Origin of the sequence: Nocardia grenadensis (assembly GCF_050942415.1) — a bacterium.
GTDB classification, from domain to species: domain Bacteria; phylum Actinomycetota; class Actinomycetes; order Mycobacteriales; family Mycobacteriaceae; genus Nocardia; species Nocardia grenadensis.
In genome coordinates this window covers 4,090,551-4,104,306 of record NZ_CP192054.1, presented here as the reverse complement: position 1 = coordinate 4,104,306, position 13,756 = coordinate 4,090,551, and the positions used below count along the sequence as shown (strand labels likewise).

At 68.2% G+C, this 13,756-nt stretch carries 12 protein-coding genes; 9 read left to right on the top strand and 3 right to left on the bottom strand.

Features of this window, described 5'->3' with window-relative positions:
• Positions 1–167 precede the first annotated feature (167 nt).
• From pafA to ACQPYS_RS18655, 7 genes are all read left to right on the top strand, one after another.
• Positions 168–1,526 carry a Pup--protein ligase gene (gene pafA / locus ACQPYS_RS18685; protein ID WP_218020796.1) on the top strand — a complete coding sequence of 453 codons (1,359 nt, stop codon included), beginning with the start codon at positions 168–170 and terminating at the stop codon, positions 1,524–1,526.
• A gap of 496 nt (positions 1,527–2,022) precedes the next feature.
• Positions 2,023–3,018, top strand: coding sequence for a helix-turn-helix transcriptional regulator (locus ACQPYS_RS18680; protein WP_157107337.1), 996 nt, complete (start codon positions 2,023–2,025; stop codon positions 3,016–3,018).
• On the top strand, positions 3,015–3,998 hold the full coding sequence (locus ACQPYS_RS18675) for a helix-turn-helix transcriptional regulator (protein ID WP_433490341.1): 984 nt from the start codon (positions 3,015–3,017) through the stop codon (positions 3,996–3,998). The genes ACQPYS_RS18680 and ACQPYS_RS18675 overlap by 4 nt, the downstream gene beginning before the upstream one ends.
• 156 nt (positions 3,999–4,154) lie before the next feature.
• Positions 4,155–4,409 (top strand): Sec-independent protein translocase subunit TatA, encoded by a 255-nt coding sequence (gene tatA, locus ACQPYS_RS18670; RefSeq protein WP_063038718.1) that lies wholly within the window; start codon positions 4,155–4,157, stop codon positions 4,407–4,409.
• A gap of 169 nt (positions 4,410–4,578) precedes the next feature.
• On the top strand, positions 4,579–5,547 hold the full coding sequence (gene tatC / locus ACQPYS_RS18665) for a twin-arginine translocase subunit TatC (RefSeq protein WP_431940248.1): 969 nt from the start codon (positions 4,579–4,581) through the stop codon (positions 5,545–5,547).
• Between the two features lie 69 nt (positions 5,548–5,616).
• Complete coding sequence (locus tag ACQPYS_RS18660) at positions 5,617–8,316, top strand: DEAD/DEAH box helicase (RefSeq protein ID WP_431940247.1); 2,700 nt, start codon at positions 5,617–5,619, stop codon at positions 8,314–8,316.
• A gap of 141 nt (positions 8,317–8,457) precedes the next feature.
• Positions 8,458–9,210, top strand: a complete 753-nt coding sequence (locus ACQPYS_RS18655; RefSeq protein WP_433490340.1) for a DUF4333 domain-containing protein — start codon at positions 8,458–8,460, stop codon at positions 9,208–9,210.
• A 63-nt stretch (positions 9,211–9,273) separates the two neighbouring features.
• Here ACQPYS_RS18655 and ACQPYS_RS18650 read toward each other — a convergent pair whose 3' ends face one another.
• Positions 9,274–10,242, bottom strand: coding sequence for a 5'-3' exonuclease (locus ACQPYS_RS18650; protein ID WP_431940245.1), 969 nt, complete (start codon positions 10,240–10,242; stop codon positions 9,274–9,276).
• Between the two features lie 71 nt (positions 10,243–10,313).
• On the opposite strand from ACQPYS_RS18650, the gene ACQPYS_RS18645 reads away from it, so the two are divergent.
• Positions 10,314–11,453, top strand: a complete 1,140-nt coding sequence (locus ACQPYS_RS18645; RefSeq protein WP_433490339.1) for a M24 family metallopeptidase — start codon at positions 10,314–10,316, stop codon at positions 11,451–11,453.
• 184 nt (positions 11,454–11,637) lie between these two features.
• Here the strand turns inward: ACQPYS_RS18645 and ACQPYS_RS18640 are convergent, their stop codons facing one another.
• Entirely contained in the window at positions 11,638–12,531 is an 894-nt protein-coding gene (locus ACQPYS_RS18640) for an NADP-dependent oxidoreductase (RefSeq protein WP_433490338.1), read from the bottom strand.
• Positions 12,532–12,607: 76 nt separating this feature from the next.
• On the opposite strand from ACQPYS_RS18640, the gene ACQPYS_RS18635 reads away from it, so the two are divergent.
• On the top strand, positions 12,608–13,192 hold the full coding sequence (locus tag ACQPYS_RS18635) for a TetR/AcrR family transcriptional regulator (protein ID WP_433493079.1): 585 nt from the start codon (positions 12,608–12,610) through the stop codon (positions 13,190–13,192).
• A gap of 113 nt (positions 13,193–13,305) precedes the next feature.
• Here the strand turns inward: ACQPYS_RS18635 and ACQPYS_RS18630 are convergent, their stop codons facing one another.
• Positions 13,306–13,710, bottom strand: coding sequence for a PPOX class F420-dependent oxidoreductase (locus ACQPYS_RS18630; RefSeq protein ID WP_063038705.1), 405 nt, complete (start codon positions 13,708–13,710; stop codon positions 13,306–13,308).
• Between the last annotated feature and the right edge of the window lie 46 nt (positions 13,711–13,756).

Genomic DNA, 13,756 nt, shown 5'->3' with positions numbered 1-13,756 from the left:
AGGGAGCGTAGCGACTGAGCGGAGGAGGGAAGAATCGGGGTCACAGGGCCCCGACCCGCCCCGCCGGAGGCGGGGCCGATAAACACAGCCCAATCGTTGCCAAGCCGTATACATCGGGTTTTGCGCACTGCCCCGCAGGAATCCGTCCGCGCTGTAACCTCGATAGTGTGCAGCGACGAATTATGGGGATCGAGACCGAATTCGGTGTGACGTGCACCTTTCACGGACACCGCCGGCTCAGTCCCGACGAGGTGGCCCGGTATCTGTTCCGCCGGGTGGTTTCCTGGGGGCGCAGCTCCAATGTGTTCCTGCGAAACGGCGCCCGGCTCTACCTCGACGTCGGTTCGCATCCGGAGTACGCCACTGCCGAATGCGACAGCCTGGTCCAGCTGGTCACTCATGACCGGGCCGGGGAGCGAGTACTGGAGGAGCTGCTCATCGACGCCGAGCAGCGCCTCGCGGAGGAGGGTATCGGCGGGGACATATACCTGTTCAAGAACAACACCGATTCGGCGGGCAACTCCTACGGCTGCCACGAGAACTTCCTGGTGGTGCGGGCCGGCGAGTTCTCCCGGATCTCCGATGTGCTGCTGCCGTTCCTGGTGACCCGGCAGCTGATCTGCGGGGCCGGCAAGGTGCTGCAGACGCCGAAGGCGGCCACGTTCTGCCTGTCGCAGCGGGCCGAGCACATCTGGGAGGGCGTCTCCTCGGCGACCACCCGCTCGCGTCCGATTATCAACACCCGGGACGAGCCGCATGCCGACGCGGAGAAGTATCGGCGTCTGCACGTGATCGTGGGCGATTCCAATATGGCCGAGACGACCACCATGCTCAAGGTCGGCACCGCCGCCCTGGTGCTGGAGATGATCGAGGCCGGGGTGTCGTTCCGCGATTTCGCGCTCGACAATCCCATCCGGGCCATCCGGGAGGTCAGTCACGACCTCACCGGCCGCCGCCCGGTGCGGCTGGCGGGTGGCCGGCAGGCCAGCGCCCTGGATATCCAACGCGAGTACTACGCCCGCGCCGTGGAGCATCTACGCAATCGGGACCGTGATCCGCAGGTCGATCAGGTGGTCGATCTGTGGGGCCGCACCCTGGACGCGGTGGAGTCGCAGGATTTCGCCAAGGTCGACACCGAGATCGACTGGGTGATCAAGCGCAAACTGTTCCAGCGCTACCAGGACCGCTACAACATGGAGCTGTCCGATCCCAAGATCGCCCAGCTGGATCTGGCCTACCACGACATCAAACGTGGCCGCGGCGTCTTCGACCTGCTGCAGCGCAAGGGTCTGGCCAAGCGGATCACCGAGGACGATGCGGTCGACGCCGCGGTCGACACCCCACCGCAGACCACCCGGGCGAAACTGCGCGGTGATTTCATCACCGCCGCCCAGGCGGCCGGCCGGGACTTCACGGTCGATTGGGTCCATCTCAAGCTGAACGACCAGGCCCAGCGCACCGTGCTGTGCAAGGACCCGTTCCGCTCGGTGGACGAGCGAGTGGACCGTTTGATCGCCTCGATGTAGTGCGCGTCGCCTGGGGCCGGTCGGGCTGTGGTCCGGTCGGTCCCAGGTGTTTGTTCTCCGCCTGTCCGCTTCGCGTCGAGGTACCGGGCGAGCCTCCGGAAGTCACTCGTTCGCGAAGGCGAAGGTGGTGGGCTCACTCGCGAAGGTGCTGTGTTTATTGCCGCGCCTGCGGCGCCGCGGGGTCGAGGACCCCTCGGTCCCGCCGTTCGTGAAAGCGATCAGACACCAGGTCGGCCGGGCGGTCGAGTCGGCATCCGGCCAGGACTTCGAATGCCGACGTAACCCGCATGCGTCGAGCCTTACGAGACATTTCGACGGGTTGAGGCCCGTCTCGCCCCTTGGTCGAAGGTGCTCAACAGTTGCACTCTGTGGATGGCTCACCGCACATCGCATGAGCCGAAGGCTCGAGTCTCGAAGCCGAAACGGCGAGACCAAGGGGGCGGCAACCCCGCGACGCCGCAGGCGGCGCCAATAGACACTGCATTATTCTGCTCGGGTGGCGATATCCAAGGTCGAGCGCCTGATGAATCTGGTCATCGCGCTGCTGTCGACTCGGCAGTTCCTGACTGCGGAGCGTATCCGGGAGAGTGTCGCGGGCTATGAGGACTGTGCCAGCGACGAGGCATTCAGCCGGATGTTCGAGCGGGACAAGAACGAGCTCCGGGATCTGGGCATACCTCTCGAGGTGGGCCCGTCCGGTCGTTTTTCGACGGTGGAGGGTTACCGGATCAACCGGGATGCCTATGAGCTGCCGGATATCGATCTGACCAGTGAGGAGTCGGCGGCGGTGGCGGTGGCTCTGCAGATGTGGGAGTCGCCGGAGCTGGCGGCGGCCGCGGCGGGGGCACTGCTGAAATTGCGGGCGGGGGGTGTGCACGTGGAGACCGATACCGCGTTCGCGGCGATTCCGGCGGTGCCGGCGCGGACGCGCGGGTCGGAGCCGGTGCTGGGTAAGTTGCTGGCGGCGATCGATGCCGGGCAGGCAGTGCGGTTCGAGCATCGTGGGGCCAGTAATGCGCCGTTTTTGATGCGGGATGTGGAGCCGTGGGGGGTGGTGACGTGGCGGGGGCGCTGGTATCTGGTGGGGCACGACCGCGACCGGGATGCGGTGCGGACGTTCCGGTTGTCCCGGATCGGGGAGGAGATCGCCGCGTACGGGCCGCGTAATGCCGTGCATCCGCCCGCCGGGACGGATCTGCGGGAAATCGTGACCAGGGTGACCGGTAGTGCTCCGGTCACCGGGTCGGCCACGATCTGGGTGGCGCAGGGCCGGGGCCGGGATCTGCGCCGGATCGGCGAGGTGGTGGGTAGCCGGACCGTCGGTGACCGGCCGGGCAGTGTGCTGGAGGTGCCGATCCGGTCGCAGCACTGGCTGGCCCGGTTGATCACTGGGTTGGGTGCCGATGCGCTGGTGCTCGAACCGGCGGAGTTGCGGGCCGATGTGGTGGCGCGGTTGCGTTCGGTGATCGACCGGACGGAGGTGGCGTTGTGAGCACGCGGTTGTCGGCGCGGCTGTCGCGGCTGTTGAATATGGTCCCGTATTTCGTGGCCAATCCGGGGATCAGTGCGGCCGAGGCCGCGGCCGATCTGGGGGTCACGACCAAGCAGTTGATGGCCGATCTGAATCAGTTGTGGATGTGCGGGCTGCCCGGCTACGGTCCCGGTGACCTGATAGATCTGTCCTTTTCGGAGGAGAGTGTGCAGGTCACGTTTACCGCGGGTATCGAGCGGCCGTTGCGGCTGACCTCGATCGAGGCCACGGCGGTGCTGGTGGCGTTGCGGTCGATCGTCGATCTGCCGGGCATGGTGGATCCGACCGCCGCCCATTCGGCCATCGCGAAGCTCGAGGCGGCGATCTCCGGTGCGGCGCCGGCCGAGGACACGGGGGGCGTGCCGGGCGGCGGACTTCCCGCCGAGGCTCCGGCGGTGACTACGGTGCGGTCCGCGGTGGCGGCGCGCCGGGCGCTGCGACTGGAGTACTACTCGGCGAGCCGCGATGTGGTGTCGGACCGGGTAGTCGATCCCATTCGGATCGTGGCCGTCGACGACAACAGCTATCTGCAGGCGTGGTGCCGGCAGGCCGAGGGCGTGCGACTGTTCCGATTCGACCGCATCGAATCGGCGGCCGAGCTCGACGAACCGGCCCGCCCGCCGCGGGAGGCGCGCGATACGGAGGCGGGGCTGGATCTGTTCCAGGACGATCCCGCGGTCCCGTCGGCCCGGCTGCTGATCGCCGCCGATCACGGCTGGGTACTGGACCAGTACCCGATGCACCGGGTGGCGGTGCACGCCGACGGGAGTATCGAGGCGACCATGCGTTTCGCCACACTGGACTGGATGGCGCGCTTGGCGCTCGGGTTCGGACCCGGGGTGACGGTGCTGGGCCCGCCCGATCTGGTGGCGGCGGTCCGGGACCGCTCCGATGCCGCTCTGGCGGCATATGCGGCCGCGGGGCTCGACGAGTCCACCTGACAACCGGCGGACTCCGCGCGCGCCCGCGACCACCGGATGCGGCGGTGAACGGCAGTCTACCGGCGGGTGACGTGCGGGCATCTGCCCAGGTTGCGTTCGATGCGGCTGTCTGGGCAGGTAGCATCGGGAAGACCACAGTCTTGGGAGGTAACCACAATGGGCAGTCTGAGCATCTGGCACTGGCTGATCATCGCGGCGCTGTTCGTGGTGTTCTTCGGCGCGAAGCGGATGCCCGACGCGGCCCGCAGTCTCGGCCGGTCGCTGCGCATCTTCAAGAGCGAAGTGAGCGAGATGCACAACGACGGCAAGCCCGCGAGCACCGCGTCCGCGCAGCCCGCTCCGGAACTGCCGGCCGGCCGGGAGGCGGCGCCGCCGGTCACGGAGACGCGGAGCGAGTCGAAAACGCTCTGAGCCCGTATTCGCGGGTCCGGGTGGTACACCCGGACCCCGATACGACGCTGTCGACCCGGCGCTGCCGACCGGGCCCTGACCGAAAACCGGGCGGAGTATCGCCGGGGCACCGGGCAGCGCCGCAGGCCGAGCGGAGCGAGGCACGCTGATACGAGGGCATCCACACACCATGCGAATTCCGTTCGACCCCCGGCACAGTAAGCGCCGGACCAATCCCGATGGCACCATGTCCCTGGTCGACCATCTGCGGGAGTTGCGCACCCGGCTGTTGATCTCGTTGGCGGCCGTGCTGGTCACCACGATCGTGGGTTTCCTCTGGTACGCGCATTCGTTTTTCGGGCTGGAGAGCCTCGGCGAGATCCTGCGCGGTCCCTACTGTTCGCTACCCGATTCGGCGCGTGCTTCGCTGACTCCCGGCGGTGAGTGCCGCTTGCTGGCCACGGCGCCGTTCGAGCAGTTCATGCTCCGGTTGAAGGTCGGCCTGACCGCCGGTGTGGTGCTGGCCTGCCCGGTCTGGCTGTATCAGGCGTGGGCGTTCATCACGCCGGGTCTGTATCCGAAGGAACGCAGGTACGCGGTCGGTTTTGTGGTGACCGGCTCGTTCCTGTTCGTCGGCGGCGCGGTGCTGGCCTACTGGGTCATCTCGCACGCGCTGAGTTTCCTGCTCAGTATCGGCGACAATGTGCAGATCACCGCGCTGAGCGGTTCCCAGTACTTCAGTTTCATCATCCAGCTGCTGATCATCTTCGGTGTCAGTTTCGAAACCCCGCTGCTGATCGTGGGTCTCAACCTGATCGGGGTGCTGCCGTACGAGAAGCTGAAGGCATGGCGGCGCGGCATCATCTTCGGCCTGTTCGTGTTCGCGGCGATCGTCACCCCGCAGGATCCGTTCTCCATGCTGGCGCTGGCGCTGGCGCTGACGGTGCTGTTCGAGTTCGCGGTGCAGTTCGCCCGGTTCAACGACCGGCGCCGGGCCCGGATCGAGGAGCAGCAGCTGGGCGCGCTCGACGACGAGGAGGCCTCGCGGATCGAGGCGCCGAACGCGGTCGATCCTGCGACGCCCATTCCGTCGGCCGATACGGTGCCCGCCCCGGAGCGGCCCGGCCGGACGACCACGGACTATTCGGACACACTCTGACCGCTGCGGGCCCGTCCCCGGGAGTTATCGGCGCGACCGGTGTCGGATTCCTCGATTAGTCTCGGAGCCGTGACACCGAACGCGTCGCTGACCGCCGAATTGTCCCGGTTCGCCGCCCAGCTGACATTCGAGCTGGACCCCTTCCAGCGCCAGGCCTGTACCGCCCTCGAGGAGGGGCACGGGGTACTCGTTTGCGCGCCGACCGGCGCCGGGAAGACCGTCGTCGGCGAATTCGCGGTGCATCTGGCATTGGCATCGGGCGGGAAATGCTTTTACACCACGCCCATCAAGGCGCTGTCGAACCAGAAGTTCGCCGATCTCACCGAACGGTACGGCCGCGATCTGGTGGGTCTGCTCACCGGCGATCAGTCGATCAATGCCGATGCCCCGGTCGTGGTGATGACCACCGAGGTGCTGCGGAATATGATCTACGCCTCGTCCGACGCGTTGCGCTCCCTGTCCCATGTGGTGATGGACGAGGTGCACTACCTGGCCGACCGGTTCCGCGGCGCGGTCTGGGAAGAGGTGATCCTGCATCTGCCGCCGGAGGTGCGGCTGGTGAGCCTGTCGGCCACGGTGTCCAATGCCGAGGAGTTCGGCGCCTGGATGGAGACCGTGCGTGGTAATACCGCCGTGGTGGTGGACGAGACCCGGCCGGTGCCGCTGTGGCAGCACGTGATGGTCGGGCGCCGGATGTTCGATCTGTTCGACAGCGAATCCTCCGATCAGCGGGTACTGGTCGATTCGGATCTGGTCCGCTACATCAAACAGCGGGAGAGCGCCGACCGGATGGGGGGCTGGGGCGGTCCGCGCGGGCGCGGCGGGCCGCGGCGGTTCTTCCGGCCGCTGCCGCGGCCCGAGGTTCTGGCCCGGCTGGACGAAGAGGGCCTGCTGCCCGCCATCACCTTCATCTTCAGCCGGGCCGGCTGTGACGGCGCGCTGGCCCAGTGCCTGCGGTCCGGGCTGGATCTGAGCGGCGCGGCGGATCCGGAGGTGGTCGACGCGATCATCGACAAGCACACCGGCGAACTGCCGCGCGCCGATCTCGAGGTGCTCGGGTTCTGGGAGTGGCGGGAGGCGCTGCACCGCGGGCTGGCCGCCCATCACGCCGGAATGCTGCCCGCCTTCCGGCACACCGTCGAGGAACTGTTCGTCAAGGGCTTGGTCCGGGCGGTATTCGCGACCGAGACGCTGGCGCTGGGGATCAATATGCCCGCGCGCACGGTGGTGCTCGAACGGCTGGTGAAGTTCAACGGCGAGACCCACGCCGAACTGACCCCGGGGGAGTACACCCAGCTCACCGGCCGGGCCGGTCGGCGCGGGATCGACGTGGAGGGCCACGCGGTCGTGCTGTGGCAGCCCGAGGTCGATACCAGCGCGGTCGCCGGTCTGGCCTCGACCCGCACCTATCCGCTGCGCAGTTCCTTCAAACCCGGCTACAACATGTCGATCAACCTCATCGATCGGCTCGGTGCCGAGGAGGCGCGGCTGCTGCTGGAGCGTTCCTTCGCCCAGTTCCAGGCCGATCGGTCGGTGGTCGGCCTGGTCCGCGGTATCGAACGCAATGAGGGCCAGTTGCGTAAACTCGCCGCCCAACTCGGCGGCGAGGACGGGGAATTCCTGGAGTACTTCGGCCTGCGGGAACGGATCAAACAGCGGGAACGCCACCTCAACCAGCAGACCCGTACCGATCGGCGCACCGCCGGTGTCGCCGCGCTGAGCGAATTGCGCCGCGGTGATGTGGTCGCCATCGGTGCCGGGCGCCGGGCGGGGCTGGCCGTGATCCTGGAACCCGACGCCACCCCCGGCGATCCGCGCCCGCTGGTGCTCACCGAGGACAAATGGGCGGGGCGGGTGTCGGTGGCCGATTTCCCGGTGCCGGCCCAGCCGCTGGGCCGGATGCGGCTGCCGCGCCGAGTGGACCATCGCACCGCGCGCACTCGCCGCGATCTCGCCTCGGCGCTGCGCAGCACCGGGATCACCGCACCGCATCGGCCGCGCCGGGACAAGCGGGCCGCGGGTGCCGACGATCCCGAACTGGGCGCCCTGCGCCGGGCGCTGCGCGCCCATCCCGCCCATACCCGGCCGGACCGGGAGCAGCTGGCCCGGATCGGGGAGCGCTACAACCGGGTGGCGCGGGAGACCGAGTCGATGCGGCAGAAGGTCGCGACGACCACGAATTCGCTGGCCCGTACCTTCGACCGGATCGTCGGGCTGCTGGAGGAACGCGGTTTCGTGCACGAGGGGGAGGTCACCGCGGACGGGCGGCGGCTGGCCCGTATCTACGCGGAAAGCGATCTGCTCGTGGCCGAATGTCTGCGGCAGGGGCTGTGGCGCGGCCTCGGCGCGGCCGAGCTGGCGGCCGTGGTGTCGATTCTGGTGTACGAATCACGTTCGGAGGGAGGCTATCTCGGCGCCACCGGACCGACCGCGCCGATCCGGCGCGCGGTCGCCGACACCCTCGCCGAATGGTCACGGTTGCGTATCGACGAATCCGAGCACCGGCTGGCCCCCAGTCGCGAACCGGATCTCGGGTTCGTGGGCGGTATCTACAAATGGGCGCGCGGTGACGCACTGGCGGATTCACTGCTGGCCAGTGGTGATCAGGGCACACCGCTGTCGGCCGGGGATTTCGTGCGCTGGTGCCGGCAGGTGATCGACCTGCTCGATCAGATCCACACCACCGCAGACGATACCGAGGTCGCGGCCACCGCGGCCAAGGCCGTCCGGGCGATCCGGCGTGGTGTCGTCGCGGTGGACGCGGCATGAGAGAGGCGGTAGCGGAGCATAACCACGCAGGGCCCTCGCTCATGGTTCGGTAGGCACAGCGTGAGACCATCGATTGTGATTTGATTTCTACCGCACGCGGGGGGCTACCGTGTGTTGGACAATGCGAGTGGAGGCAACCAGATGAGCGGGCCGTACGGACCGAACGACGCCCCGGGCACCGGGGAGGGACGTAACGATCCCACCCAGGTCTGGGGTGGGCAGCAGCCGCCCGGCGCGGCGCCGCAGTGGGGGAACCAGCCGCCCGCGCAGCATCCGGTGCCCGATCCGCAGCAGGCGCAGCCCACCCAGCAGTGGGGTAGCGACCCGGGCGGTCAGCAGTGGCAGCCCGCCCCGCCGCAGCAACAGTGGAGCCAGCCGCAACCGCAACCGCAGCAGCCCCAGCCGCAGCAGTGGAATGACCCCAATCAGCAGCAGTGGGGGCAGCAGCCGCAGTGGGGCGACCCGAATCAACAGCAGCCGCAGTGGAGTGACCCGAACCAGCAGTGGGGGCAGCAGCCGCAGCAGCAGTGGGGTCAGCCGAATCAGCAGCAGTGGGGGCAGCAGCCGCAGCAGTCGGGCGGTGGTAAGAAAACCGGTCTCATCATCGGCGTGGCCGTGCTGGTGGTGGTACTCGTGGTCGGTGCGGTCGTCGGCATTCTGACCCTCACCGCCAAGGACCAGCTGGATCAGGCCGCCGTGCAGACGGGCGTGGCGCAGGTCCTCGCGGATTCCTACGGTATCGACGATGTCAAGGATGTCCAGTGCCCCGCGGGCCAGGAGGTCGCGGTGGACGCCACGTTCACCTGTGATCTGAAGGTCGGCGGCGAGGCCAAGAAGGTCAACATCAAGATCACCAAGGACGACGGCACCTACGAGGTCGGCCGCCCGAGCTGATCGCCTCGTCGGACGAACCCGCCGGACGCTGCCCTCCGGCGGGTTTTCGCTGTCCCGGACCGGTCAGGCGCAGTTCGCCAGCGCGGTGATCAACCGCTCGACCGGGCTCTCCGCGTTGTAGGCACGGGCGAGTTCCCGCAGCGCGTCGGTATCGGCCGGAATGGGGTGCAGGGTGTCGGGCCGGGACAGGATCACATCGGCGTCGCGCACCACCCGCACCACCGGTGCCGCCGCGTCGAGATAGCCGGCGGCCGTGCGCAGTTTGGTCCGGATGCCCTGGGCCAGCTCGGCCGCGGGATCGTCGACCGCCGCCCGCAGCGCCTCGAGCGAACCGAACCTGCTGATCAGGGTGGCGGCGGTCTTCTCGCCGATCCCCGCGGCGCCCGGGAGCCCGTCCGAGGAATCCCCGCGCAGCGTCGCCATATCCGCGTAGGCCGGGCCCGCGTTCTGCTCCGGGACACCGTATTTCGCGGCGACCTCGGCCGGCCCGAACAATTCGGCCTTGGCCAGCCCGCGGCCCGCGTACAGCACCCGCACCGGCGGTTCGGGGGTATCGCGGACCAATTGCAGCAGGTCCCGGTCGCCGCTGACCACGATCACCGGATCGGTGAGTTCGGTGGAGGCCAGGGTGCCCAGCACATCGTCGGCTTCCAGGCCCTCCGCACCGCCGGTGGCGATCCCGGCGGCGGCCAGCAGCTCGAGAATCATGTCGACCTGCGGGGTGAGCCGGTCCGGTACTTCCTCGGCGCCCGGTGCGGCCGTGGCGGAGGTGTCGAGACGATGGGCCTTGTAGGTAGGCACCAGATCCACTCTGAACTTCGGCCGCCAGTCCAGGTCCAGGCACACCACGAGCCGGGCGGGGCGATGCCTGGTGACGAGGGACGCGACCATATCGGTGAACCCGCGCAGGGCGTTCACCGACCGGCCGTCGGACGCGGTGATCTTGTCCGGGATCGCGTAGAAGGCCCGGAACCACAGACTCGCGCCGTCCAGCAGCAGCAGGGGACGCGGCGTGGGTTCGGTCGTAGTCACCCGGTGAATCTACAAGGACCCACCGACGTATCCGATGTGCCGCCCCCCGGGTGCGAGGTAGGTTCGAGGTCATGAGCGCGCACACGGAGTCACGGTTCGCGGCGGAGGTCTACGGGCAGCGATTGGAGCGGGCGGTCCAGTTGATCCGCGCCGCCCATCTCGACGCCCTGCTCATCACCCCCGGCCCGGACCTGCGGTACCTCATCGGATCGGCGGCCCAATCGTTCGAACGACTGACCTGTCTGGTGATCACCTCCGACAAGGCCACCCCCTCGGTGGTGATCCCCAAACTCGAGGTGTCGGGGCTGGCGGAGTCCGCGGTGGACGAACTCGGCCTGCGGGTGCTGGACTGGGTGGACGGGGTGGATCCGTACCAGTTGGTGCGGTCGGCCCTGCATATCGGCTCCCGGGTCGCGGTGGCCGATTCCATGCCCGCGCTGCATCTGCTGCCGCTGGCGCATAGTTTCAGCGGGCTCCCGGTGTCGGCGACCCCGGTACTGCGCGAATTGCGCATGATCAAGGACGACGCCGAGATCGCAGCGCTGCGCCGGGCGGGCGCGGCCATCGACCGCGTACACGCCCGGATGGGTGAGTTCCTGCGGGTCGGGCGGACCGAAGCCGAGGTCGGAAGGGATATCACCGACGCCATCGTGGCCGAGGGGCATACCGAGGCCGCGTTCGTGATCGTGGGTAGCGGGCCCAACGGAGCCAACCCGCACCACGAGGTGTCGGAGCGCCGCATCGAGGCCGGTGACGTGGTGGTGATCGATATCGGCGGCCCGGTGGATCCCGGTTACTACTCCGATTCCACCCGGACCTATGTGCTGGGCGAACCCGATCCGGAGATCGCCGCGCGCTGCGCCGAACTGGAACGCGCCCAGGCCGCCGCGGTGGCCGCCGTGCGGCCCGGTGTCCGGGCCGAGGCCGTGGACGCGGCCGCCCGCGAGCCGTTGGAAGCCGCCGGGTTCGGGCCCGCGTTCGTGCACCGGACCGGGCACGGTATCGGCCTGTCGGTGCACGAGGAGCCCTATATCGTCGCGGGCAACGACCTGGAACTGCGCCCGGGTATGGCGTTCAGTATCGAACCCGGGATCTACTATCCGGGCGAATGGGGCGCCCGGATCGAGGACATCGTGGTCGTCACCGAGGACGGCTGCGTTGCGATGAACGAGCGTCCGCACGGACTGACGGTCCTACCGGCCGACAGCTAGAGGTACTGACCATGGACGTCGGCGGCGGGTAGGGTCTCGAAACTCGTGGCCGAATCTCGGAGTGTTCGGCCACGGCTCGGCCGAGCGGCCACGAGTTTCGCGATCCGGCTCCGTTCGCCGACCGGTCGGTGGCCGGTCTTCGCCGGCAATGTTCCGTGGCAGGGGGATCGATCGGGCGACCTGCTCAGATGACTATGACCCGGCGGCCGCGCGTGTGACCGGCTCGGCTGTCGATGTGTGCGGCCGAGGCTTCGGCGAGCGTGTACGACTTTTCCACCGGGATGTGAAGATTTCCTTCGGAGATGAGTTCGGCGGCCGCGGCGAGAGCGGTCGACATACTCCCGGCCACCCCCGAGAATCGGACACCGAACTCCGGCGCGCTGAGATCGGCGATGGAGACCACCTTCTGTGGATTCCCGACCAGTTCGACAAGTTCAGGGATTACGCCCGAGCCGGCCAGATCGAGAGCCGCGTCGACCCGCCCGAACTGCCGAACGCGCTCGACCCAGCCTTCGCCGTATGTCGTGGCAACAGCCCCCAGACTCCGTAGATAGTCCTGGTTGGCTGCCCCGCCCGTGGCGATCACGGCGATACCTCGGCCCCGGGCGATCTGCAGCACCGCGGACCCTACGCCCCCGGCCCCGCCGCTGACCAGCAATCTCTGCCCGGGCTCCACACCGACCTGGCCGATGATCCGCAGCGCGGTCTCGACCACCGAGGGATACCCTGCCGCCTCTTCGAACGTCAGGCCTTCGGGCATACGGGCCCACACCGAAAGCACGGCGAACTCGGCATAAGTGCTCGAGCCTTCGCCGAACACGTGATCGCCGATCTCGACACCGTCGATGCCCTCACCGATCTCGTCCACCACCCCGGCGGCATCCAGCCCGACGCCGGACGGCAGTTCGACCGGATGGGCCCCGAGGATCTGGCCTTCCCGGATCCGCCAATCGGCAGGGTTCACACCCGCCGCTCGCACAGCGATGCGCACCTGACCCCGGCCCGGGTGGGGTGCCTCGGCATCGACGAGTTCGAGTACGTCCGGACCGCCGAAGTCGGCGAAGATCACTTGCTTCATGCGAGCGACGTTAACACTAACAGTTACATTTTTGAATCTGGTATCTTATTGTTCCTGATAGTGTCAAGAAGTGACCATGCCGTCCGGACGCCGTGCGCGTAAGAAGGCCGCGACCCGCCAGAAGATCGCCGACACCGCTCTACGACTGTTCCTGGAACGCGGATATGACGCAGTGGGCATCCGTGATGTGGCCGCCGCGGCGGACGTGGCCGTAACCACTCTCTTTTCCCACTTCGCCTCGAAAGAGGCCCTGGTGTTCGAGCAGGACGAGAACTTCGAGCAAAGCCTCACACAGGCGGTCGTCGCCCGGACGCCGCATGAGCCGCTCATCCCCGCGCTGCGCCGCGAGATCCGAGCCCAGGTGCGATACTGCAGCGCGGCGGACGGTGGCGCGCCAATCTGGAACTTGATCGACGAATCGCCCAACCTGCGCAAATACGAGGAGTCGATGAGGCTGCGCCACGCTGAGTCGCTGGCAACCGCCATCGCCGCCGACCTCGGGCTGGCACGGCCGACAACGGCTTGTCGGGCGATCGCGAGGTTTGTGGTCGACGCCCATGCACTGGCCCGTGAGGCGCCCGATCCAGAGGCCGCGGTGGACGAGATCTTCCGGATGATCGAGGCGGCTTGGGAAACCACCGACCCCTCGGGGCATACGTGAGGATGCTCCTCGACGCAACCGAGATCCTTACCGTGACCCCGGCCTCATGAGGGAATGTCACCGACTCGACGCAGACACCCATGTCACGCAAGGCAACTGCGCAGCTATAGCTTTCAGGCCTCGCGCAACCGGGCCCCACACAGCACCCGCTGGACCTCGATGGCCAGCACCACCCGGGTCGGGTTCTCCCGCGGCACCCGGTAGCGCTCGGCGTAACGCCGTTCGGCGTCCCGGACCGCGGCCGGGTCGTCGAGGACAACCGCCGGACCCTCCAGGGTCAGCCAGCGGGCACCGTCCACCTGGCCGACGGCGGCATAGCCCGATCGCCGGACGTTCCGGGCCTTCACCGAGGCGCCGTCGGTGATGATCCGGGCCAATCCGGCGTCGGGGTCCCAGGTGAAGCCCACCGGTACCATATGCGGGGTGCCGTCGGCCCGCAGAGTCGTGAGGGTCGCCAGATGCCGTTCGGTGAGGAACTCGACGGCTGCCGGGGACAATTCGGCAGTACGCAGCGTCATGGATCGACCGTAGCGGGTCGCCGCACGCGCCCGGCACGTCTCCCGG